At 58.9% G+C, this 24,231-nt stretch carries 18 protein-coding genes and 1 riboswitch; of the genes, 11 read left to right on the top strand and 7 right to left on the bottom strand.

All coding sequences use genetic code 11. From position 1 onward, the window contains the following. Positions 1-46: 46 nt before the first annotated feature. From JDEN_RS03460 to JDEN_RS03470, 3 genes are all read left to right on the top strand, one after another. A complete protein-coding gene (locus JDEN_RS03460) occupies positions 47-2,887 on the top strand; it encodes a YhgE/Pip domain-containing protein (protein ID WP_015770979.1) in 2,841 nt (946 codons plus the stop codon). A 119-nt stretch (positions 2,888-3,006) separates the two neighbouring features. Further along, entirely contained in the window at positions 3,007-3,990 is a 984-nt protein-coding gene (locus JDEN_RS03465) for a malate dehydrogenase (protein ID WP_015770980.1), read from the top strand. A gap of 50 nt (positions 3,991-4,040) precedes the next feature. Further along, on the top strand, positions 4,041-5,360 hold the full coding sequence (locus JDEN_RS03470) for an MFS transporter (protein ID WP_015770981.1): 1,320 nt from the start codon (positions 4,041-4,043) through the stop codon (positions 5,358-5,360). A gap of 10 nt (positions 5,361-5,370) precedes the next feature. Here JDEN_RS03470 and purU read toward each other — a convergent pair whose 3' ends face one another. Beyond that, positions 5,371-6,231: a formyltetrahydrofolate deformylase gene (gene purU, locus JDEN_RS03475; RefSeq protein ID WP_015770982.1), complete on the bottom strand. Its 861-nt coding sequence runs from the start codon at positions 6,229-6,231 to the stop codon at positions 5,371-5,373. 69 nt (positions 6,232-6,300) lie between these two features. On the opposite strand from purU, the gene JDEN_RS03480 reads away from it, so the two are divergent. Further along, a complete protein-coding gene (locus JDEN_RS03480; protein WP_015770983.1) occupies positions 6,301-6,783 on the top strand; it encodes a GNAT family N-acetyltransferase in 483 nt (160 codons plus the stop codon). 6 nt (positions 6,784-6,789) lie between these two features. Here JDEN_RS03480 and JDEN_RS03485 read toward each other — a convergent pair whose 3' ends face one another. Continuing rightward, positions 6,790-7,605 (bottom strand): ATP-binding cassette domain-containing protein, encoded by an 816-nt coding sequence (locus JDEN_RS03485; protein WP_015770984.1) that lies wholly within the window; start codon positions 7,603-7,605, stop codon positions 6,790-6,792. Next, positions 7,602-8,810, bottom strand: a complete 1,209-nt coding sequence (locus JDEN_RS03490) for an ROK family transcriptional regulator (protein ID WP_015770985.1) — start codon at positions 8,808-8,810, stop codon at positions 7,602-7,604. Before JDEN_RS03490 ends, JDEN_RS03485 begins: the two co-directional genes overlap by 4 nt. A gap of 89 nt (positions 8,811-8,899) precedes the next feature. After that, positions 8,900-9,008, top strand: a riboswitch (ZMP/ZTP riboswitch). Between the two features lie 102 nt (positions 9,009-9,110). Here JDEN_RS03490 and glyA point away from each other — a divergent pair. The 4 genes from glyA (at position 9,111) to JDEN_RS03510 (ending at position 17,075) form a co-directional block, all read left to right on the top strand. Continuing rightward, entirely contained in the window at positions 9,111-10,400 is a 1,290-nt protein-coding gene (gene glyA / locus JDEN_RS03495; RefSeq protein WP_015770986.1) for a serine hydroxymethyltransferase, read from the top strand. Positions 10,401-10,412: 12 nt separating this feature from the next. Then, positions 10,413-11,306, top strand: a complete 894-nt coding sequence (locus JDEN_RS03500) for a bifunctional methylenetetrahydrofolate dehydrogenase/methenyltetrahydrofolate cyclohydrolase (RefSeq protein WP_015770987.1) — start codon at positions 10,413-10,415, stop codon at positions 11,304-11,306. A gap of 323 nt (positions 11,307-11,629) precedes the next feature. Next, positions 11,630-16,150, top strand: a complete 4,521-nt coding sequence (locus tag JDEN_RS03505) for an ExeM/NucH family extracellular endonuclease (RefSeq protein WP_015770989.1) — start codon at positions 11,630-11,632, stop codon at positions 16,148-16,150. A 109-nt stretch (positions 16,151-16,259) separates the two neighbouring features. Continuing rightward, on the top strand, positions 16,260-17,075 hold the full coding sequence (locus tag JDEN_RS03510) for an exodeoxyribonuclease III (RefSeq protein ID WP_041288124.1): 816 nt from the start codon (positions 16,260-16,262) through the stop codon (positions 17,073-17,075). Here JDEN_RS03510 and JDEN_RS03515 read toward each other — a convergent pair. From JDEN_RS03515 to JDEN_RS03525, 3 genes are read right to left on the bottom strand one after another with little or no spacing between them, the layout of a single operon-like run. Then, the gene (locus tag JDEN_RS03515) at positions 17,041-18,204 is read right to left on the bottom strand and encodes an Mrp/NBP35 family ATP-binding protein (protein WP_015770991.1); all 1,164 of its coding nucleotides are present in this window, start codon (positions 18,202-18,204) and stop codon (positions 17,041-17,043) included. The two genes, JDEN_RS03510 and JDEN_RS03515, sit on opposite strands and share 35 nt — an antisense overlap. A gap of 20 nt (positions 18,205-18,224) precedes the next feature. Next, positions 18,225-18,770 (bottom strand): DUF1003 domain-containing protein, encoded by a 546-nt coding sequence (locus tag JDEN_RS03520; RefSeq protein ID WP_015770992.1) that lies wholly within the window; start codon positions 18,768-18,770, stop codon positions 18,225-18,227. Then, the gene (locus JDEN_RS03525) at positions 18,763-20,058 is read right to left on the bottom strand and encodes a magnesium transporter MgtE N-terminal domain-containing protein (RefSeq protein WP_015770993.1); all 1,296 of its coding nucleotides are present in this window, start codon (positions 20,056-20,058) and stop codon (positions 18,763-18,765) included. The genes JDEN_RS03520 and JDEN_RS03525 overlap by 8 nt, the downstream gene beginning before the upstream one ends. Before the next feature lie 164 nt (positions 20,059-20,222). On the opposite strand from JDEN_RS03525, the gene JDEN_RS13945 reads away from it, so the two are divergent. After that, the gene (locus JDEN_RS13945; RefSeq protein ID WP_174564710.1) at positions 20,223-21,011 is read left to right on the top strand and encodes a YflT domain-containing protein; all 789 of its coding nucleotides are present in this window, start codon (positions 20,223-20,225) and stop codon (positions 21,009-21,011) included. A 3-nt stretch (positions 21,012-21,014) separates the two neighbouring features. On the opposite strand, the gene JDEN_RS03535 is transcribed toward JDEN_RS13945, so the two are convergent. After that, complete coding sequence (locus JDEN_RS03535; RefSeq protein ID WP_015770995.1) at positions 21,015-22,568, bottom strand: aminopeptidase P family protein; 1,554 nt, start codon at positions 22,566-22,568, stop codon at positions 21,015-21,017. A 38-nt stretch (positions 22,569-22,606) separates the two neighbouring features. On the opposite strand from JDEN_RS03535, the gene JDEN_RS03540 reads away from it, so the two are divergent. Both JDEN_RS03540 and JDEN_RS03545 read left to right on the top strand, forming a co-directional pair. Then, positions 22,607-23,449, top strand: a complete 843-nt coding sequence (locus JDEN_RS03540) for a PHP domain-containing protein (protein WP_015770996.1) — start codon at positions 22,607-22,609, stop codon at positions 23,447-23,449. Next, positions 23,446-24,078: a MarC family protein gene (locus JDEN_RS03545; RefSeq protein ID WP_015770997.1), complete on the top strand. Its 633-nt coding sequence runs from the start codon at positions 23,446-23,448 to the stop codon at positions 24,076-24,078. The genes JDEN_RS03540 and JDEN_RS03545 overlap by 4 nt, the downstream gene beginning before the upstream one ends. Positions 24,079-24,231: the final 153 nt, after the last annotated feature.

A 24,231-nucleotide genomic window follows, 5' to 3' on the forward strand; every position in this document is an offset into this window, starting at 1 on the left:
GGAAGCCCCGCAGCCCCACAGGTGCCCCGCACACGAAAGACCAGACATGGCACAGCACACCAACCGCCACGAACACAACAGATACCTCCCCCACATGACCCACTCGCGCATCGCCAACATCATCGTTGTCTGCGCTGTCGCTCTCATCCCCCTGCTCTACGCCGGACTCCTCTCCTCCGCCTACCAAGACCCCGTCGAACGCATCGGCGCCATGACTGCAGCCGTCGTCAACCTCGACCAACCCCACACCACGACAGCAGACGGCACCGACACCACACTTGCACTGGGAGACGAACTCGAAGAACGCCTCACCCACCCCACATCCACAGACGACGTCGGATTCACCTGGGTGACCATGAGCCAGGACGACGCAGGCAAAGCCCTCACCACCGAAGACATCCGCGCCTACCTCGTTATTCCTGAAAACTTCTCCGCAACCGCAGCAACCCTAGCGGACACCAACAGCCCTGCCCCCGACCCCACACAGCTCACCATCATCACCGATGACGCCGTGAACTACCTGGCCGGCACAATGGCACGAACTGTCGCCGCATCGCTTCAAGGATCCCTCTCACAGCAAAGCGCCCAACAATACATCGACACGGTGCTTGTCTCTCTAGGGACCATTCACAACAAAACCGAAGACGCCGCAGAGGGCAGCGAACAACTCCACGCAGGGGCTGACGAACTGCACACCGGAGTGGTCACCCTCGCCGAGGCCGCCGCCTCAGCACACACCGGGGCCAGCCAACTCGCCACCGGGGCCACTGACCTCTCCACCGGCACCACCACACTCGCCCACGGTGCACACGATCTCGCCCACGGAGCCGCAAGCGCATCTACAGGTGCGCAGCAGCTCGCAGACGGAGCCCACAACCTAGCCAACGGCACAGCTGACCTCTCCACCGGAGCGTCCGCACTCGCCACCGGAACCAACGCCCTCAACACAACCATTCCCTCGCTCACGCACGGCGCACAGGCACTCGCCACCGGAGCAACAACGGCTGCCACTGGAGCACAGGAAGCAGCCAACGGAGCCACACACCTCCACCAAGGAATCACCAACTACACCGCTGGAGTCGACCAACTCTCCGAATCCATCACTACGCTGACAATCCGCAGTGACACGCTCAACACCGGAGCATCACACCTGGTGAAAGGAAGCTCCACCCTGACACAGGGCGCCACCACAGTTGCGGACGGTGCCACACAAGCAGCCACATCAGCCGCTGAACTCGCCGCCAGCCAGCGCACCCTCGATGCCCGCTCACAAGAACTCAGTGCCGCACTCACGGACCTTGCTGACCAGTGCAACGACCTCCCGCAAGCAGGCGCAGAACACCTGTGTGCCCAGTTGCACAACGCAACGACACAACATCAACAGATCGCAGCTGGCATCACCCAAGGAGCCAACGCAACGCAGGTGCTCGCAGAAGGCGTCACAAAGGTTGCTGACGGCGCGCACAATCTCCAGGATGGGGCAACAGCATTGTCCACGGGTGCGAACGAGATCGCATCAGCGATCGGTCTGGGCAAACAACCAGCAGCGACCACCGTGCGCGGCGCGCTCCACCACCTCGATACTGGCGCGAGCACACTCACCGCCTCGTCAGCGACTATTCGCAACGGCGCAAGTGACCTGGCTGACGCAGTGGAAGCACTCGCCGAAGGCACGCAAGGCCTTGCTGACGGTGCATCCCAGCTGTCTGGGCAGGCACCACAGCTCGCATCGGGTGTCACACAATTACACAAGGGTGCTACCGCAGTGGCAGGCGGTGCAGCGACCGTTGATCACGGAGCTCAGACGCTAGCCCAAGGAACCGGCACACTCACCAATGGGGTCACCCATCTTGCGCAGGGCGCGGGGGTCCTGGCTGATGGTGTCACCTCAGCGCAGGCAGGTGCGTCACAGTTGGCGCAAGGGATCCTCCGCCTCAACAGTGGGATGGGAAGCTTGGACACTGGTGCGAACACACTAGCCCAGGGGGCTGAGCGTCTCACTTCTGGTGCCGGTGATCTGTCTGACGCGCTTGATCAGGGTGCACACGATATTCCGGCATTCACCGAAGAGCAGGCTCAGGACACCGCTGACGCCGCTGCGAACCTGGCTGACGTGACAGCGGAACGTGAAAACGCAGTCCATAACGCCGCTGGGGGATTTGGTCCCATGTTCTTTGCGCTGGCGTTGTGGATTGGTGGTATTGCGATCTACCTGGTCATGCCTGCACTGGATCGCCGCCATTCCACTGCAGAAAAGTGGTGGTGGTCGGCTGCACGGCCCATGCTGGTGGGTGGTGTTCTTGGCCTTCTTCAAGCAGCGTTAGCGGTGCTGGTGGGGAACTGGTTGGTGGATATCCACGCCATGCACGTGGGCAGGTTTGTGGGGATCGCAATGATCGCGTCGGTGACGTTTGTTGCAGTGAACCAGGCGCTGGTTGCGTTGCTGAGTTACCGGGGACGGTTTGTGTCACTGCTTCTTCTTGTTCTGCAAATCACCTCCATGGGCGGAACGTTCCCTGTGGAAACAGCCCCACGGTTCTTCGGGTGGGTGCATGAGGCGTTACCCATGACCTGGGTGCACTATGCGTTCCGCGCCAGTATCGCTGGACAGGGAATTGACGATGTGTGGGGACGTGCGGTGACCCATCTTGTTGTGTGGTGGGCGGTTGCGGTTGTTGTGACGTTCGTGATGGCGTGGGTGCGTTCGGGTCGCCGCCCGTTGCCGCATGATCATGCCAACACCGCGGACATGATCGATGAGGTGCATGCCCCGTATGGGACCGGTGAGTTGGAGCCGGAAGATGTGAATCCGATGGATGAGCTGATTGATGATGCGGTCGGTGCGCAGGGTGACGAACGTGAGCGTGAGTCCTCGTCAGCGCGCTGATACGATGCGAGGCGGCCACCGTATGGTGGCCGCCTCCGCCGTGTCTTGGAGCAAAAAGTGGTGCGGGCCACATAGGATGAGGGGACGGCGGGTTAACCCAACACTTCAGGAGTAGCAGCGTGGCAACACCGAAGACTGTAACTATTACCGGCGGCGCAGGGCAGATCGGGTACGCGTTAGCGTTTCGGATTGCCAATGGGGAGGTGTACGGATCAGATACCCCGGTGTCTTTGCGGTTACTAGAAATCCCGCAAGCGTTGGGGGCGGCTGAGGGCGTCGCCATGGAGTTGATGGATTGTGCGTTTCCTCTTCTTCACTCGGTTGAGGTTGTTGATGACACGGTGGATGCTTTTGACGGGGTGAGTGCGGCATTCCTTGTTGGAGCGAAACCACGCCAACAAGGAATGGAACGTTCTGATCTACTGACGGCAAATGCGGGCATTTTTGTTCCTCAGGGGCGAGCAATCAACGAGGGTGCTGCGCCTGATGTGCGGGTTCTTGTCGTGGGCAATCCGGCCAACACTAATGCGTGGATTACTGCGATGAATGCGCCCGATGTTCCGCGCGAACGGTTCACAGCAATGACTCGCCTGGACCATACTCGTGCGGTGGCGCAGGTTGCTCGTCACTTGGGTGTCGAGTCGTCGCGGCTCAGTCGTCTCACGATTTGGGGTAATCACTCTGCCTTGCAGTACCCGGATATTTCGCACGCCCAGATTGATGGCAAACCGTTGGGGGACGCGGTGGATTCCGAGTGGGCAACCGGTGAGTTTATGACGACTGTTGCGCAGCGCGGTGCGGCCATCATTAAGGCACGGGGGGCATCGTCTGCTGCATCTGCTGCTAATGCCGCGGTGTGGCACATGCGTGATTGGGTGCAGGGAACTCCGGCAGGTGACTGGACCTCTGTGGCGTTGCCTTCTCCAGGGCTTTATGGGGTTCCGGACGGGCTTGTATCCTCATTCCCTGCAGTCAGTGTGAATGGGCAGTGGGAAATCGTCGAGGGGTTGAGTATGTCACAGTTTTCGCAGCAACGTCTGGAGATGTCGGTGGCAGAATTGGTGGCAGAGCAAGAATCGGTGAAGCGTCTGGGAATTGGCTGACCCAACCACATGGTCAGCTAGGGGATTGTGCACGCGTAAAATAATCGTTTGTGCCCACACCCCCTCCCATAACGCTCCGCGGTCACCGTGACTTCCAACGACTGTGGGCGGCTGACGCCCTCAGTCAGGTCGGTGCGCAACTCACTGCCCTTGCCCTTCCGATCTATGCGGTGCGCTATCTTGGTGCCGACGAAATGGCGATGGGGTACTTGTCTTCGTCGCAGACCATTGCCTTTCTTGTTTTGGGTCTGCCTGCTGGTGTGTGGGTGGATCGGATGCGTAAGCGCTCGGTTCTGATCTGGGCAGACCTGCTGCGGGCTGTTGTGTTGGGTGCTGTTGTTGTCGTGGCGATGCTGGGGTACGGGTCGATGCCGTTACTCTACGTGGCGGGAGTGGCGATCTCGGTGGCGACGGTGTTCTTTGATATCGCACACTTGTCTTATCTTCCTGGCCTGGTGGGTCTTGCCCATATTTCGGAGGGAAACACGAAGCTCCAAGCAACGTATTCGATCGCGGCGGTCAGTGTTCCGGCTGTGGGTGGCGCGTTGTTGCGTGTGGTGTCGTCACCGATTCTTATTGCTGTGAACGTGGTGACTTACGTGGTCTCTGTCGTGATTTTGGGGCGCATTCGGCACAGTGAAGACCGCCCGCCGCGTGAGCAGTATATTCCGTTGGTTCCTGCGATGCGGGAAGGGTTGGCGTTTATTGTGCGGACGCCGCTACTGAACCGTTTGGTGTTTGCTACCGCCGCGAACGCGTTTTTCTCCACAATGGGGTTCGCGATGTTCACGTACTACATCTTGGAAACCCTGAAGAGGGACAGTGCGACACTGGGTGTCATTATGACTGCTTCTGCCGTGGGTGGAATCCTTGGAGCTGTTATTGCACGTCGCGCCACACTGTGGGTAGGGGAGGGGCGCATTATTGCACTGTCGGCATTGGCGAGCCCATTGTTGTTTGCAGGTCTCCCGTTGGCTTGGCACCTTCGCGATGCTGTGTCACCCGTGGTTGTGGTGATTTGCGCGGGATTCGCGATGCAGGTGTCGGTGACGTTGTTTAACGTTTCGCAGGTGAGTTTCCGGCAACGATTATGTCCGCCTGAACTTTTGGGGCGGATGAACGCATCGTTTCGGTTCCTTGTGTGGGGGACGATGCCTTTCTCGGGCATCGTTGGCGGTGTGATCGCTGACCGGTGGGGCGTGGTAACCATGCTGTGGGTGGTCGTTGTCGGTGAGGTCGTTGCCGCGCTTTTTCTTGTGCTTTCCCCTTTTGTCACGCTGCGAGATTTGCCGTCGAGGGTGATGGAAACGGTGCATGACGACGGTTCAGCGGAAGAATCGCGCCAGGACCGACCGTCCACAAATGAGTAGGACCCGATTATTAGCGGAAGACCACTGTTTTGTGGCCGTTCATGAGCACCCGATGTTGGGCGTGCCATGCAACGGCTCGCGACAGGACTCGCCGTTCGACGTCTTGACCAAGAGCGATGAATTCCTCCACGCTCATCTCGTGGTCAACCCGGTCAATGTCCTGCTCGATGATGGGGCCTTCATCAAGGTCAGCAGTGACGTAGTGCGAGGTGGCGCCAATGAGTTTGACTCCCCGGTCATGGGCACGGTGGTAAGGGCGTGCTCCTTTGAAGGAGGGGAGGAAGGAGTGGTGAATGTTTATGACTCGACCTTCAAGAGCTCGACACAGAGTGTCTGACAGCACCTGCATGTACCGGGCGAGGACGACAAGTTCAGCACCAGTGGACTGGACAAGGGCAAGTAGTTCGGCTTCTGCTTGCGGTTTGGTGTCCGCGGTGACGGGGATGTGGTGGAACGGAACCCCGTAGAAAGTGGCGAGGTCCGCGAGGTCATTGTGGTTACCGACAACGGCAACAACCTCTATGGGAAGGCGTGCAGCTCGTTGTTGGAAGAGGAGGTCGTTGAGCGCGTGGGCGGCTTTGGACACCATGATGATGGTGGGGATCCGCCGCCCGACAGTGTCGAGGTTCCACGTCCACTCAAACTGTTCGGCTAACGGTGTCAGTGTGGCCAATAGAGTGTCACGGGCAATGGTTGTTTCGCCTTGGACCCGCATGAAGAACAACCCCGTGTCAGGGTCTCCGAACTGTTTGGATTCGGTGATGTTTCCCCCGTGGTCAGCAATGGCGCCAGCAACGGCGCGCACAATGCCAGGACGGTCAGGGCAGGACAGGGTCAGGACCCAGTGATCGGATGCAGGCGTAGTGGTCACACGAACAAGGGTAGCGTCCTCAGCGTGGACAGTGCCGCATCTGACACCAAAGTCTGCGACGATAGGGGCATGAGTGAGAACGACATCACAATCGCCTTGGTCTCCACTGAGCATGCAGGGGAACTGCTCACCCTGCGTCGGGCTGCTTTTGTGACTGAAGCCCAAACATACGGTGACCCTAATATTCCACCGTTGACTCAAACTTTGGAAGAGTTGGTGGATGACCTGGAACGGGACGATGTGGTCACCCTGGGCGCGTGGGCTGGGCACCGGCTTGTGGGGTCAGTGCGGGTCGAACTCGAGGACGGTAAAGCGACACTAGGCCGGCTTGCTGTTGCTCCTGACATGCAGGGGCAAGGTATTGGAACCCAGATGATGTTCGCGGTTCTTCCTCACTTACCTGAGGAAACCACAGAGATTTGGGTGTTCACCGGGAAAGATTCAAAGCACAATTTGGCCATGTACCAAGCACAAGGTTATGAACATCAGCACGATCAGGTGGCTGGTGACTTGACCTACGCTTACCTGCGCAAAATTTTGGGCGAACAGTAACGACTGTTACTCGCGTGGTTCCGCGCGATGAGGGTTCGCGGTGGGCAGGTCAAGGCGATCCGTGGCACCGGTAATGAGCGACACAATCTGTTCATAGGACACATCACGGGTGTGAAAGGTGCCAATATTTCGCCCCAAACGCAACACCATGATCCGGTCTGCTACTGCTTGCACCTCCGCGAGGTTGTGCGACACGATGACCACGCCTAGCCCACGTTCCCTCAACGATTCAATGAGGGTGAGCACCTCTGCGGACTGGGTGACAGACAACGCGGAGGTCGGCTCGTCCAAGAGAATCATTTGGGGGTTACCAAGCAGAGTGCGGGCGATCGCCACCGATTGTTTTTGCCCCCCAGACAAATGAGCAACAGGTGTACGAATACTGGGCATCCGTGCTTTCAAACGACGAAGTAGGGTTGTTGCTTGCTGCTCCATCTCGTGTTCGTTGAGCAAACCACCACGAGTGACTTCCCGCCCCAGGAACAAGTTGTTGACAATCGTGAGGTTGTCAGTGAGGGCAAGATCTTGAAAAACTGTGGCGATACCCGCATGTTGTGCCGCACTGGGTGAGGGCAAAGTGATCGTTGTGCCCTGGTGGCTGATTGTGCCTCCGTCAGGTTGGTACACGCCAGCAAGGATTTTCACCAACGTGGATTTGCCTGACCCGTTATCACCCACGAGTGCAACCACTTCACCCGCGTGGATATCGAGGTCGACATGGGACAGTGCTTGCACCGCGTTGAAGTGCTTTGAGATGTCGCGCAACGAAAAGATCGGGTTCCCCCGGTCACGTGAGGCGGGACCGGATACAGCGTTGTTCACTGGTCCTCCGTGGAGTGGGTTGTCGGTGAGGCAGGATAGCGATGGAACGCTTCACTGCGGTCTAACGCGTAGGTAATGGTGCCGATCATTTCGGCGTCTGCTCCCAAACTACCTGGCACAATCGTGATGCATTCAGCGGTACTGGGAAGCGAAAAACGTTCAATCGTTTCCCGCAGCGGATCAAGCAAAATGGAGCCGGTGTGGGCGAGGTCGCCGCCCACCACCACGCGCTCTGGGTTAAACACATTGCACAGGTTCGCAGCAGCTAACCCAATTGCACGACCTGCGTCTGCGATGGCGCGAATACACCCGAGGTCACCGTCACGCGCGTACCGCATCATATCTTTGAGCGTCATCACACCGTGAGACACGCGCAGCGCTTCAAGTAGAACGTTTCCACCCGCAACAGTTTCTAGGCAACCACGGTTACCGCATCGACAGATTTGGCCGTCGGGGTCAGTCGTTGTGTGACCGAACTCGCCAGCTGAACCGTTCGCCCCCCAAAAGAGCTCGCCGTTGATGATGAGCGCAGCGCCAATACGTTGGCCCACCTGGATATACAACGTGTGCTGGGCTCCTGCAGCAGCGCCCTGACGCAGTTCTCCTAAAGCGCCCATGTTCGAGGAGTTCGCCACATACACGGGTTTGCCGATGCGCTCACTCATGACGTGGGCGACAGCAACGTTGTCCCACCCACGCATGATTCCCGGCGAGGTGATGAGACCTGAAGAATGCTCAACAGGTGCGGGTAAAGCGACCGCAACCCCCTGCAGTTCCGCAGATTCTGCATCGAAGGTTTCCATCATGTCCGCGATGAGTAAGGCGGCACGATCGAGCCCGGCATCAGCGCGGTGGTCTGCACCCAAAGGTAGTTGATGATCCGACAACAGCGACCCGGACGAGTCAGCTAGCGCGACCCGCATGTGGCGTAAACCAAACTGGACTGCACCCACTAAACCAGGTGTTCGAGCCAATGTGACGTGCTGTGCTCGCCGACCACTGCGGGTGCTGGGGGAGGTTTGCACAACCCCCAGAGTGGTGAGCTCCTTGACAATGTTCGACACGGTGGCAGCCGACAACCCGGTCGCACCGGCGAGCTCCACTTGGGTGAGCCCGCCGAATTGCTTGATCGCGTCGATGATCCGCGTCCGATTGGATTCGCGAAGCGACGACTGCGACCCTGGCGTCGGCGGCTTTGCATTCACAAAGTGAACTCTAGCGAACAGGTGCTCTCACCCGGTAGTGACCCGCCCTGAAAGGGGGTGCCTTGTGTGTGAGATCTCCGCTAGAGTAGGTGAGGTGTCACAACTGGCGTATCCCTGACTGTGGGTCAGGTGTGGTGGGGAACCACCGGGGAGTGACACAGCAGCTTCGACCAAGGGTCGTCCGCCTGGGCCCGGTCACGACACGGCATTGTCAGGACCGGAGCTGCCCGTTGCTCTCCTTTCGGTGCCGTGCACAGAAACCGAAGCATCGCGGAACTTCCGCGAGGAGATTGGAGAAGCATGTCCGCCACCGGTGAGTCCATCATGGATCAAGGCCTAGCTCAGGTCGACCCCGAAATCGCAGCCGTTCTCGACGGTGAACTGACACGTCAGCGCGGTACGTTGGAGATGATTGCGTCGGAGAACTTTGTTCCTCGAGCTGTCTTGCAAGCACAAGGGTCAGTGCTGACAAATAAGTACGCTGAAGGATACCCTGGTCGCCGTTACTACGGTGGCTGCGAACAAGTTGATGTGGCAGAAAACCTCGCCATTGAGCGGGTGAAGGCCTTGTTTGGCGCGGAACACGCTAACGTTCAACCCCATGCTGGAGCTCAGGCAAACGCTGCGGTGTTGCATGCGCTGATTAATGCGGGCGACAAAATCATGGGTCTGAACCTTGCCCACGGTGGTCACCTCACCCACGGAATGAAGATTAACTTTTCCGGGAAGCTGTATGAGGTTGCTGCTTACGGGGTGGAGGAAAGCACCTCTCTCATCGACATGGATAAGGTGCGAGACAAGGCCCTTGCAGAGCGACCAGATGTCATTATTGCTGGGTGGTCGGCTTACCCACGGCACCTCGACTTTGCTGCTTTCCGCTCGATAGCTGATGAAGTTGGTGCGAAATTGTGGACTGACATGGCGCACTTTGCCGGGTTAGTTGCGGCGGACTTGCACCCTAGCCCTGTTCCGCACTCCGATGTTGTGTCCTCCACTGTGCACAAAACCATTGGTGGTCCGCGTTCTGGGTTTATTTTGTCCCGAGAGCAGTGGGCGAAGAAGATTGATTCTGCTGTCTTCCCCGGCCAGCAGGGTGGCCCGCTCATGCACGTCATTGCTGCGAAGGCTGTTGCCTTCAAAATTGCTGGTAGCGCTGACTTTGTGGAGCGCCAAGAACGTGTGCTCCGTGGGGCGAAAATCATCGCTGAGCGGTTGACCGGTGCTGATGTTGCTGACGCTGGTGTGTCTGTTCTCACCGGCGGGACTGACGTTCACCTTGTTCTGGTTGACTTGCGTCACTCGGACCTCGATGGCCAGCAGGCTGAAGATCTCCTCCACTCTGTGGGAATCACCGTGAACCGGAACGCGGTGCCTTTTGATCCGCGCCCACCTCGCGTGACATCAGGTTTACGTATTGGTACACCTGCTCTTGCTGCGCGCGGGTTTGGTGATGCTGAGTTTAGTGAGGTTGCGGACATTATTGCTCTCGCTTTGGCAGGTGGAGGCAAGGCGGACGTTGATGCGCTTCGTGCGCGTGTTGACCGACTTGCTGACAACTTCCCGTTGTACCCCGGTCTTGAACAGTACTGAGAGGCGGAGCAGATGACTGCCCAGATACTTGATGGGAAAGCGGCTGCTGCTCGGATGAAGACGCAGCTTGCGGAGCGGGTGGCCGTGCTTCGAACGAAGGGTGTCACGCCTGGGTTGGGCACTCTTCTTGTGGGAGATGACCCTGGTTCTACGTGGTACGTCGCTGGTAAGCATCGTGATTGTGCGGAAGTGGGGATCGCGTCCATTCGCGAGGATCTTCCCGCTGACGCGACACAGGATGACATCGTTGCGGCGATCACACGGCTGAATGAGGACCCAGCGTGCACCGGGTACATTGTTCAGTTGCCGTTGCCGCATGGGGTGGACACGAACGCTGTGTTGGAGCTGATCGATCCTGCGAAGGATGCTGATGGCCTGCACCCTATGAATCTGGGACGCCTGGTTCTGCGGGTGAATGAACCGGTGACCTCACCGCTGCCTTGCACACCTGCGGGCATTATTGCGTTGATTGAAAGCAATGGTGTGTCGCTTGAGGGGAAACATGTGGTGGTGGTTGGGCGCGGAACAACGGTGGGGCGCTCTATTGGTTTGTTGTTGACGCGTCGGGCGGTCAATGCAACTGTCACGTTGACTCACACCGGGACGAGGAACCTTGCTGAGTTGCTGGCTCAGGCGGATGTCATTGTCGCGGCAGCCGGTGTGCCAGATATTGTCACGAAGGAACATGTGAAACCTGGGGCGATCCTCATCGATGTGGGGGTGTCACGCCGGGTGGATGAGGCTACAGGGAAGTCGATCGTGGTGGGTGATATTGCTGCCGATGCGCGTGATGTGGCTGCGTGGGTATCCCCGAACCCCGGTGGGGTGGGTCCGATGACTCGCGCGTTCTTGCTGGAAAATGTGGTGTCAACAGCGGAAAGACACGTGGCTTCCCAAGGCGTGTAGGCAGGTATGTTCTGTGGTTGCCTCAGGCGACCACGTGAATTGTGGGGTGGGGTGCACAAGCACCCCACCCCACAACTGTATGGTGACTTCTCCCCGTCACCCGAGGGAGACGGGGAGGGGGAGAGCCCGTACATTGTGTGGTGAAGCGCTTGACGTTGGGGTGCATGGATGCACAAAACCCCGAGCGCAGTGAAAATTATCACGAACTTCGCAAGAGGTTCATTTTCCGGTGAACGCAACGACGCGTGACCACCGTAAGTTCCACATCGACACCCCACACCCACCGGGGAACTGACAGCACACCGTGCAGGCAAAGGAACGCCATGACATACACACCGCGCACGCGCCACACAGCAGCTCTCCTGCTGACCGGAGCGCTCATCGCGACTCCACTCAGTACGCTGTCCGCAACAGCAAACACCACCCCTACAATCACCCCCATCGCGCAGATCCAAGGAACAGGCGACGCGACACCACTCGCTGGACAACAAGTGACCACCCGTGGGGTCGTCACCGCGAGCTACCCCACCGGTGGGTTCCGCGGATTTATCATCCAAACACCAGGGACCGGCGACAACACAGACAACGCCTCACAAGCACTTTTCATCTACGCCGCCTCCACAAACCTCCCCGCCGTCGGTGACTACGTCGAAGTGACCGGAACCGCCGGCGAATACAACGGACTCACCCAACTATCACAACCCTCAGTGACACCACTGGACGAGTCAGTTGACGCACCACTGCCCTACACCGGGCAGTGGCCGCGCACCGATGAAGAACGCGAACGTCTCGAATCCATGCTCTACCAGCCGTCCGCGCCCTTCACCGTCACCAACACCTACTCCACCAACCAATACGGAGAACTCGGTCTCGCTTTCGGTGACACCCCCCTGCAACAGCCCACCGATGTGGCTCGCCCAGGGACAGATGACGCTGCAGGGGTCGAATCCGACAATGCTGCCCGCACAGTTGTCCTCGACGACGGCGCCACCACGAACTTCTTCTCCACAAAAACAGCCACACCCCCCTACATCTCCGTGACTGACCCAGTGCGAGTTGGGGCACCAGTCACCTTCGACGAACCCGTCGTCGTGGACTACCGCAACGGCACCTGGAAACTTAACCCCACCAGTGCCATCACCCCTGGTGATGAACCCGTTACAGTCAAAAACACCCGCACCAACGCACCCACCAAAGAAACACTCGGTGACGCAGACATCACCCTGGCATCGTTCAACGTCCTTAACTACTTCACCACCACTGGTGAAGACTGGATCAACGCCGGACACACCTGCTCGTCCTACACAGACAAAGACGGTCAAGCAATCACTACCCGCTCCTGCAGCGACAACGGCCCACGCGGAGCCTGGGACACCGAAAGCTTCACCCGGCAACAAAACAAAATAGTCGCCGCGATTAACGCACTGGACGCCAGCGTCGTCGGACTGCTAGAAATCGAAAACTCCGCAGCCCTTGGCGAAGACACCGACGAAGCGACCACCACCCTCGTTGCTGCCCTCAACGCAGCCGCAGGCGAAAAACGATGGGCAGCAGTCGCATCGTCACAGCAACTTCCCCCAGCCAGCGAACAAGACGCCATCACCAACGCGATCATCTACCAAGTTGACCACGTTGAACTACTGGGACAACCACAGGCACTAGGGGACAAATCAGGGGCCGGACAAGCCTTCTCCAACGCCCGTGAACCCATCGGGCAAGCCTTCATCCCGGCCACAGACGGTGAACCCTTCTTCTACGTTGTGAACCACTTCAAATCAAAAGGATCAGCAGGTCCATTACCCGGTGACGACGACCAAGGTGATGGGCAAGGGTCCTCTAACGCATCACGAGTCGCCCAAGCAACCGCTCTCACCCAATGGGTACCCACCGCGCTCGACACCATCGCGAAGGAAACGGGTACCACCATCACCGATGTAGCGCTCGCTGGTGACTTCAACGCCTACACACGTGAAGACCCCATGACGGTCCTGTCCGATGCCGGGTACACCAATGCGGCAGCAACCCACGCTCCCGACAAAGCCAGCTACTCCTATCAAGGGCTGTCCGGGTCGCTGGACCACATCCTTTACAACGACTCCTTCGCAGACCGGATCACGGGCGCAGACATCTGGAACATCAACGCCCCAGAGTCCATTGCTCTGGAATACTCCCGGTACAACTACCACGGCACCGTCTTCTACGAGAACAACGCCTACCGTTCCTCGGACCACGACCCCGTCATCGTTGGGGTCACCGCAGGGTCAGGAACCACAACACCAGCAACAATTGACCTCAACATCTTGGACATCAACGATTTCCACGGACGTATCGACGCCAACACGGTCGCCTTCGCAGGAACCATTGAAGAAGCCCGCAGTGAGCACCCTGACACCACAGTGTTCCTCTCCGCAGGAGACAACATTGGGGCCTCCCTGTTTGCCTCCTCAGTCGCAGACGACAAACCCACCCTCGATGTGCTCAACACCCTCGACCTTGCCGCATCAGCTGTCGGGAACCACGAATTTGACGTCTCCTTCGACCACCTCACCACCCAAATCAAGGAATGGTCACAGTTCCCCTACCTTGGGGCCAACGTCTACACCAAGGGCACAACCACCCCAGCACTGGATGAGTACACAGTCATCGACGTTGACGGAGTTGCCGTTGGGGTGATTGGCGCGGTCACCGAGGAAACTCCTTCCCTCGTGACCCCCGGTGGTATCGCAGACATCGAGTTCGGTGACCCAGTCGATGCAGTGAACCGAGTGGCCGAACAGCTCACTGACGGTGATGACACCAACGGTGAAGCTGACGTCATCGTCGCGCTCTACCACGAAGGAGCAAGTGCCGGAACACCTGACGGATCAACACTCGAGGAAGAAATCGACGCTGGGGGAGTGTTCGCTGACATTGCGACCCTCACCTCCGCAGAAGTTGATGCTATTTTCACAGGTCACACTCACAAACAGTACGCCTGGCTCGCAGACAACAACGGCACCGAACGCCCCATCATCCAAACAGGGTCCTACGGTGACCACATTGGCCAGGCAGTGTTGACGCTCGATACCACAACAAAAGAGGTTGTTGCGGCACGTGCCACCAATATCGCACGCACCACAACCCCCGCATCGGAACTCATCGCCACCTACCCACGTGTGGCACAGGTGTCACAGATCGTTGACGATGCCCTCGCTCATGCACAAGAAGTCGGTGCGCGTCAGGTCGGGTCCATCACTGCTGACATCACCACGGCCTACCGCGACGGGGAATACGTGGACGGAATCTACACAGGTGGCTCTCGTGACGACCGTTCCTCTGCGTCCACACTCGGCACACTGGTGGCGAACTCGTTGCGAGACACACTCCAGACCCCAGAACGCGGCGGAGCAGATTTTGGTGTCGTCAACCCAGGTGGATTACGGGCAGACCTACTCTACGGTGATGACGGTGTTATCACCTACGCGCAAGCAAACGCCGTCCTCCCATTTGTCAACAACCTATGGACAACATCGCTCACAGGTGCACAAGTCAAAACGCTCCTCGAACAACAATGGCAGCGCACAGCCTCAGGTGAAGTACCCAGTAGGCCCTACCTCCAGCTAGGACTCTCCGACAATGTCACCTACACCTTCGATGCATCCCGTGACGAAGGAGACCGCATCACCTCAGTGAGTATCGACGGACAACCACTCGATACACAGCGCACCTATGTTGTCGGAACATTCTCATTCCTCGCACAAGGAGGCGACAACTTCCACGTCCTCAAAGACGGAACGAACACAAAAGACTCCGGTCTGATCGACCGAGAAGCGTGGATTGCTTACCTCACCGCGAACAAGGACCTCGCCCCTGACTTCGCTCGACAAGGTGTCTCAGTGTCCCCACTACCCACCACGGTGACAACCGGTGACACACTGACCACCACAGTCAGCGACCTCAACCTCACCAGCTTGGGTTCTCCTGCCAACACACGACTGACCGTCGAATTCCTTGGTGGAGACCTCAACGACACAGTGACAGCAGGCGAGGTGACGGTCGCACAAGAACAACGAGGAACCGCACAGGTGGCACTCGAGGTACCTGACAGTGCAGCAGGTGCAGGACAGGTGCGTTTCACGGCGCAACCATCTGGCACAACAGTGACCATTCCCATTGACGTGACCGCAGACTCCACACCCCCAGCAGCCGACTACACGACAACAACATCGCTCGACACCGGCAAGAAACACTATGCGGGAGCACCCATCCGCATGTCCGTGACGGTGAAAGCCACACCTGCAACGAACGCCACCACCAACGGTGCGCAAGGCCGTGGCAAAGGATCACACCACGGAAAGAAAACCCCGAAAGTTACCGGCACAGTGGACATTGTCGCTGATGGTGAAACCATCGCCACCGGCCCGGTCAAGAATGGCCGTGCCCACCTCACCGTGACACTCCCAGCAGGTTCACACAGCCTCACAGCAGTGTTCACAGCCACAGATGACACCACATTCAGTGGTTCGACTTCGCCCGAAACCAAGGTCACCATCGCGAAAAACACCAGCGATGTCCGCACCAAGGTCAAGCCCGGGAAAGTGACCACAGACAAACCAGCCCAGGTCGTCATCACAGTCACCGCGAAAAAGCAGGGTGCCGCCCCCACAGGTGACATCACCATCAAAGATGGCACCACAACGATCGCATCCGGCAAACTCACCCCAGGTAAAAAGTCCAGTTCAACCGTCACCGTTGAACTCACCGATTTGCCACGAGGAACATACAAGAAACTCGTTGCCCTCTACGACGGCGACACCAACACGAAGGGATCACAAGAGACCATTCGCACCATCATCGTGCGCTAACACACCACACACAACAGGTGCCAGGTCGCAGCCTTCATCGGCAGCACCTGGCACCTGCCATGTGCTGGCCGTTTGCCCAGCCGCACTGGGCTACGACATGATGGGGGCCATGCTCACCATCGCAACCGTCAACGTGAACGGCCTGCGCGCCGCCTGGCGCAAAGGAATGCCCGCCTGGATCGACGCCGCACAACCAGACATCATCCTCATGCAAGAAGTCCGTGCACCCGACGACATCGTCCACGGGTTCTTCTCCAACGGGTGGTCCCTCGTCCAACAAGCCTGCGACATCAAAGGACGAGCCGGAGTCGCCATCGCCACCCGACACGACATCATCGCCGCACGCATCGGTCTGGGACCACAACAACCAGAAATCCCCGTCGACACCGGCCGCTGGGTTGAAGCCGACATCGCCCTCGAACACGGGCGCACACTGACCGTGGTGTCCGCCTACATTCACTCAGGGACCGCAGGCACCCCAAAAATGGACGAGAAATACTCCTACCTCAACAGGGTCACCACCCGCCTCGCCGAACTCAACACCCCCGACTCCCTTGCCCTGGTCGCCGGAGACATCAACATTGCCCACACGAACAACGACATCAAAAACTGGCGCGGAAACAAGAAAAGCGCAGGGTTTCTCCCAGAGGAACGTGCTTACCTTGACCAATGGTTCGACGCCGGCTGGCACGACACCCACCGCGACCTCGTGGGCGAACAAGAAGGACCCTACACCTGGTGGTCAAACCGAGGCCAGGCATTCGACAACGACTCAGGGTGGCGCATTGACTACCACCTCACCACACCAGAACTTTTCACCCACGCCTCATACCCACGCGTGGACCGCGCACCCTCCTACGACACACGCTGGTCCGACCACGCCCCACTTGTTATTGACTACTCCCTGACACCGGCGTCACGGTAAGGCGCATCCCCGCCAACCCGCGCTCGCGGTGACCTAACTGGGAGGCGATCTCGCGTAAGGTCACCGCAGCCGGGGATGTGGGGTGTGCGAGAACAACCGGGGTTCCCTCGTCTCCGTCTTCACGCAACGTCATATCAAGGGGGATCTGCCCGAGGAGGGGGACATCACGCCCGCTCACCGTGGTGAGCGATGCTGCGACCTGTTGCCCACCTCCCTGCCCAAACAGTGGCACCCGGGTGCCGTCTGGTTGTTCATACCACGACATGTTTTCAATAACCCCAGCAAGTGGTTGCCGAGTTTGCAAAGCGATGGAACCGGCCCTTTCCGCAACCTCAGAGGCCGCCAGTTGAGGCGTGGTGATGGTGAGGATCTCTGAGTGGGGGAGCAGCTGCGCCACCGATATAGCAATATCTCCGGTGCCGGGGGGAAGATCAAGGAGAAGAACGTCAAGGTCTCCCCAGTACACGTCAGTGAGGAACTGTTCGAGTGCCCGGTGGAGCATCGGGCCGCGCCACACCACAGGTTGTCCGGCTGGGACAAACATGCCGATCGACACCACTTTGACCTCGTGTGCGATCGGGGGCAAAAGCATGGAACCCACCTTGGTGGGCACTGAACGAGCACCTAATAGGCGAGGGATGGAAAACCCGTAAATGTCTGCGTCAATCACTCCCACAGACAGCCCTTGAGCTGCCATTGCAGCCGCTAGGTTGGCGGTGACCGTTGACTTTCCCACGCCGCCCTTCCCTGAAGCGATGGCGTAGATGCGGGTGAGGTTCCCTGGTTGGGTGAATGGAATGACTGGTGTTGCGGAGCCGCGGAGCTTGACTTTGAGGGCCTCGCGTTGGTCCGGGGTCATGGCCCCTAACTCCACGGTGACGCGTGCGACGCCGTCAATGCCTTGTGCGGCGACACTGACCCGTTCCTCGATGGCTGACTTCATGGGACAACCCTCGGTAGTGAGATTGATCGCGATAACAACGTGTGCCCCGTTGTCATCGTCGGATGCAATCGACACAGATTTCACCATGTCAAGCTCAGTAATGGGCCGGCGGATCTCAGGATCGATCACCGTCGACATGGCCTCGTGAATGCGCGCTACTAGATCAGCGTGAGGAACGGTAGACATGTCCCCAGTGTAGTGCGCAGCTACACGCTGTCGGTGGGTGTATCGTCCTCGGGTTGCTCATCGTCACGATCAGCAACAGCGTCGTGGGCGGAGCGCTGCAATTCCTCGACGATGACTCGCAGTTCGGAGCGTACAAAGTCACGCGTGGCAACTTCCCCCATAGCGATGCGCAGGGATGCCATTTCACGAGCCAAGTACTCAGTGTCAGACAGGTTCCTTTCTGCGCGTTGCCGGTCTTGTTCTGCTGCGACGCGATCACGGTCTGCTTGTCGATTTTGGGCAAGCAAAATGAGTGGGGCTGAGTAAGATGCCTGGATTGACAGCATAAGCGTCAGCGCAGTGAAACCGTTTGCTGCTTTGTCGAAGCGGAAGTCAATGGGACCCCACGAGTTCCAGATCAGCCATGCAGCACAGAACACGGTCATGTAAAACAAGAACTTGGGAGTGCCCATGAAACGGGCGATCGCTTCGGCGATGTGTCCGAAGGAGTCCTCATTGCCGCGTGTTTTTGGGCGTGTCCACCAGGGGCGGCGGGCCTCACGTGGCGTGTCGAGACGTTCAGCCATGGGGGGTCCCCTCCTTCTCGTCGCGCATGTCAGCAAGCGATGTGTGTGGTTGTTCGCGCCAGTCATCGGGCAGCATGTGGTCGAGGATATCGTCGACGGACACGACTCCCAGGAGCCTGCGCTCAGAGTCGAGGACGGGTAGCGCCAGGGCGTTGTAGGCGGCGAAAAGTCGGGCGACGTGTCCGAGTCGGGCATCGGTGGTGACGTGTTCGATGTCCGTATCGAGGATGGCCCCAATAGGGGAGTGGGGGGGTTCTCGCAGGAGTCGCTGGAAGTGGGCAACTCCAAGGAACCGCCCGGTGGGCGTTTCTAGGGGTGGGCGGACAACAAATACTGTCGATGCGAGGGCCGGGGGGAGGTCCTGTCTGCGGATGTGAGCGAGGGCCTGGGCGATGGGTGTTTCGGGGGCGAGGATGACGGGGTCGGTTGTCATCATCCCGCCGGCGGTGTTTTCGTCGTAGGCGAGGAGTCGGCGCACATCGCGTGCTTCCTCTGGTTCCATGGCTTCAAGGAGTTGGGCAGCTTGGTCGTCGGGGAGCTCATGGAGGAGGTCGGCGGCGTCGTCAGGTTGCATGAGTTCAAGGACGTTGGCGGCACGTTCTGTGGGGAGAGCCGACAAGATCGCGACTTGGTCGTCTTCGGGGAGTTCCTCGAGCACGTCGGCGAGTCGGGGGTCGTCCAGTGCGGTTGCGACTTCGACGCGTCGTACGTCGCCAAGTTCGTGGAGTAGGTCCGCGAGGTCGGCGGGTTTTTTATCAGCGTGAGCGGCGAGGAGTGAGGCTGCGCCTTGTTCGGCGGTGGTGTATTCGAGACCTTGGACAGCGTCAATGTCGACGATGAGGGTTTCGCCCCGCCGACGGAGAAGACCAGTGGTTCGGCCATCAGTGCGACGGACGAAGACTCGAGTGATGTTCCAATCACCGGTCCGGGTGCGTTCGATGGCGACATCCTCGATGAGGGCGTTTCCCGAGCCGTCTTTGAGGGTGACGTTGCGGTCAAGGAGTTCACCGAGGATAAGGGTTTCGGTGGCTCGTTGTTCGAAGCGTCGCATGTTGAGGAGACCGGTGGAGATGACCTGACCGGAGTCAATGGTGGTGACTCGGGTCATGGGGAGGAATACTCGCCGTTTGCCGGGGACCTCAACAACGAGCCCGACCACGCGTGGGGCGCGGGTGAGGCGGAGGAGGACAACCACATCGCGCACCCGCCCTACTTGGTCACCCAGAGGGTCAAAGACGGGTGTGCCAGCGAGTTTTGCCACATAGATTTGGGTTCCAGTGCTGTTCACGTCATTAGACTACGTGGCTTTTGAGTTCTTGACCGGGTGAGCACGCGGTGAGTGGACGGTGTCACATGGTCTCTGAGGAGGTTGTCGGGCAGATCCCAGGTTCCTGGGGGACAATAGAGCTTATGAGTATGATGTCACCTGCCACTCCGCCGAAGGTCCCCACGATGCCTAGTGGTGAACCCATTGCAACGTATTCAACATACCTTGCCGCGCAAAAAGCTGTCGATTCCCTTTCTGATGAGGGTTTTGATGTGCGTAAGGTGACCATTGTTGGGCATGATCTGCACATGGTGGAGCGGGTGACAGGTCGGCTCACTTATCCACGTGTCGCTGCGGCAGGGTTTGCTTCTGGTGCATGGTTTGGTTTGTTTGTTGGGTTGCTGCTGTCGTTATTTAGCCCGGACGGTACCGGCCTCGCGATCTTTGCGGCCATCATGATTGGTGGAGCTTTTGGTCTGTTATTTTCGGTTCTGTCCTACGCGTTGACCGGCGGGAAGCGGGACTTTACCTCGCAGAGCCAGATCGTCGCAGCGCGGTATGTTCTCCTGTGCTCAGGGGAGATCTCGGGGCAAGCATTGCAACTGTTGCGGAGTAAAGGAAACGCCGGTGACCTGGGCGCTCTTTCGCCGACACCGCGTGCAAGCACCACACCAGCGGGGGACACATCTGGGCCACCGGTGACCCCCACGAACTCCCCCCAGGCGCCGGCTGTCCCCGTAGACACCCCAGAAGCAGCATCAGAACCTGCCAGCCCCCCACGCACCTACGGTGAGGCAATTGACGCTGCGAGACGCCAGCAAGCGGCCACTCAGCGCGCCCGTAGCGCATCGACAGCGCCCAGTGCTGACACGGTGAGTGACGATGTGACACCTGCAGAACACTCTGAGGCTGGCGAGCGCGGAACAGGCGATCCGGAAGTACAAGCACCGAACAACCCATTCCGCGCTCCGTGATCGTTAGGCGTTACCTAGCAGGTCAGCCATCCACGCCTCGACATCGGCCACTGTCCGGGGGAGTGCTGCACTGAGATTGCGGTTCCCCTCAGCGGTGATGAGGACGTCATCTTCGATGCGCACCCCAATGCCACGGAATTCTGCAGGGACGGTCAGGTCGTCGGATTTAAAGTACAGGCCGGGTTCAATGGTGAACACCATGCCTGGTTCCAGGACACCATCGAGGTACATGTCACGGCGCGCTTGGGCGCAGTCGTGCACATCCAGACCGAGGTGGTGACTTGTCCCGTGCACCATCCACCGGCGGTGTTGTTGACCTTCCGGTGTGAGCGACTCTGATGCCGGGACCGGCAATATTCCCCATTCTTCCAAGCGTGTCGCAATCACCTGCATGGCTGCTGCGTGGACATCAGAGAATTTCGCGCCTGGTACTGCAGCCTCAAATGCTGCGTCAGCCGCATCGAGCACGGCCTGGTAAATACGACGCTGTACCTGTGTGAATGTTCCGGAGACAGGCAACGTGCGAGTGATATCAGCGGTGTACAGTGAGTCCACCTCAACGCCTGCGTCAACAAGGACGAGGTCGCCCTCGCGCACCTGCCCGTCATTGGTGATCCAGTGCAATGTGGTGGCGTGATCGCCGCTCGCGGCGATCGTCTCATAACCAAGGCCGTTGCCTTCAAGGCGAGCATGGGCGCCAAAGACGGTTTCAATGACGCGCTCACCACGCCGGTGCTCAACGGCTCGAGGCAGCGCCTTGACCACATCGGCAAATCCAGCGATTGTTTCATCAACGGCCAGCTGCATTTGCTCGATTTCGTACTCATCTTTCACTAACCGCACTTCAGACAGCGCCTCGAGAAGTGCGTCATCGAGTTCTGTGGACTGCGCATGGTCCTGGTCAAGACCAGCTTGTTCCCGCAGCAACGTCACGAGCGCTTCCACCGCGGCATCCACGTCGCGCACCACACGTAACCGCACGTGGCTGACGCCCAGGTCTTTGGCTAACACGTCTGAAAGCGTGTCGATGTGTACTGCCCGTATCCCGCTTGCAGTGGTGACATCGTCCAACGTGGGGCGCGCTCCCACCCAAAATTCGCCGTACCGAGAATCGGCGTAGAACTCTTGTGAGTCTCGGCTTGCCAGTGGCCGGACAAACAGGAGTGCCTCGTGCCCGCTGGGGGTCCCCTGGTCGTCGAATGTGGGGTCGAGCACCAAGACAGCATCGGGTTCCTCATCGGTACCGAACCCCGTGAGGTGGGCAAACCCACTGTGCGGACGGAACCGATAGTCCGTGTCATTGGACCGAACCTTAAGCGAACCGGCGGGAATGACCAGACGCTCTCCGGGGAAGCGGTGGGAGACAGCTTCTCGCCGCGCAGCAGTGAAGGCGCTGACCGCCCGTGGTGTGATCCCTAAGTCGGCCCGCGGTGCCCAGCCTGATGTCATGAACTCAGCGAAGCGTTGCGACTGTGGTCGGTGGGACCTGTTATTCACGCGGTCAGAAATGTCTGTTGGTGTGTCGGCGGATCGCGCCGATGTGTGTTCCGTAGCCATACCCACCAGTCTCTCACTGCCCGCCGTATAGTGGGGAGGTGCGCATTGACCTTCACACCCACTCCCATGTTTCTGATGGCACGGACTCTCCGGAACAGGTCATGCGCGATGCGCACAGTGCCGGCTTGGATGTTGTGGCCCTCACCGACCATGACTCCACGTTGGGGTGGGAAGCGGCTGCCCGACAGGCTCGTGATCTTGGCCTCATTTTCGTGCCTGGGTGTGAGATCTCTGCCAAGTACCATGGCATTTCGGTGCACATTCTTGCTTACCTTCATGACCCCACACACGAGCGTATTCGTGCTCATGAGACGCGGGTTGTCACTGCGCGCCGAGACCGGGCGCGGCTCATGGTGGAGCGGCTTGCTGAGGACTTTCCCATTACGTGGGATGTGGTGCTAGACCAAACGCAACCAGGGACAACAGTGGGTCGACCTCACATTGCTGATGCGCTTGTTGCCGTGGGGGTGGTTCCTCACCGCAGTGCTGCGTTTGACACCCTTTTGACTACGTCTAGCCCTTATTACGTTCATCACTACGCCCCTGATGTCATTGAGGCTGTTGAGATGATCGCGCAGGCAGGTGGGGTGTCTGTGTTTGCTCACCCCGGTGCCAGCGCGCGTGGTGAAGTTGTTGGTGACCATACGATCAACGGTATGATCGACGCCGGGCTTGACGGACTTGAAATCCACCACCGTGACAATCCGCCCCATCAACGCGAGCGACTCACCGAGATCGCACGTCGTCGCGGAGTCCTCATCACAGGGTCGAGCGACTATCACGGAGACGGTAAACCGAACCGTCTTGGCGAAAACACCACCACTCAGACGGTGTTTGCACAGATAGAGGAGCGTGGCATGGGCGCAGTGGTCCGACCGTGAACGACATTATTGACATTCGCCTTCTCATTGAGGTGTATGTAACTCTCTTTGTCATCATGGACCCTCCGGGGACGGTACCGATCTTCCTGGGGTTGACCGGGTCAATGACGGCGAAGCAGCGCGCAGGGGCAGCACGAACCGCAATTGCTGTTGCAGCCGGGGTGATCCTTGCTTTTGCGGCTTTTGGTCAGCAGTTATTGACCTACATGCACATTTCTCTTCCAGCGCTTCAGGCTTCTGGTGGATTGCTGTTGCTTCTCATTGCGATGCAGTTGCTGACCGGGAAGATGGAAGAAGAAGCGGACAGTCCGTCGAACAAGAACGTCAACGTTGCCCTCGTGCCGTTGGGCACGCCGCTGTTGGCTGGGCCTGGCGCCATTGTCGCGTCGATGCTTTTTGTGCAGCGAGCTGATGCTTCGGCTGATTGGTTTGCGCTTGCCGTGGGATTTGCTGCGATCTGTCTGACGCTGTGGGTTTCGATGCGTTTCGCAGGTGTCATTCACCGCCTGCTTGGTGAGTCGGGCACTATTCTTGTGACCCGCATCGCTGGGTTGTTGCTTGCTGCGATCGCTGTTCAGCTGATTGCCGATGCGGTCATCGCTTTTGTCCGTGACGCGATGGGGACTTGATACCACCGCAGGTGGAAGGGGATGTTCTCTTCCCAAAACCGCTGGTCGTATGCGTCATGACCAGCGGTTTTATTCTGTCCTGCCAGTAGTGTGGGGATCGGCGTCGGCAAGGAAGTCCATCAACCCCCTGTGTTGGGGAGTGCTCCCGGTGTC

Origin of the sequence: Jonesia denitrificans DSM 20603, from assembly GCF_000024065.1 — a bacterium.
Lineage (GTDB): Bacteria > Actinomycetota > Actinomycetes > Actinomycetales > Cellulomonadaceae > Jonesia > Jonesia denitrificans.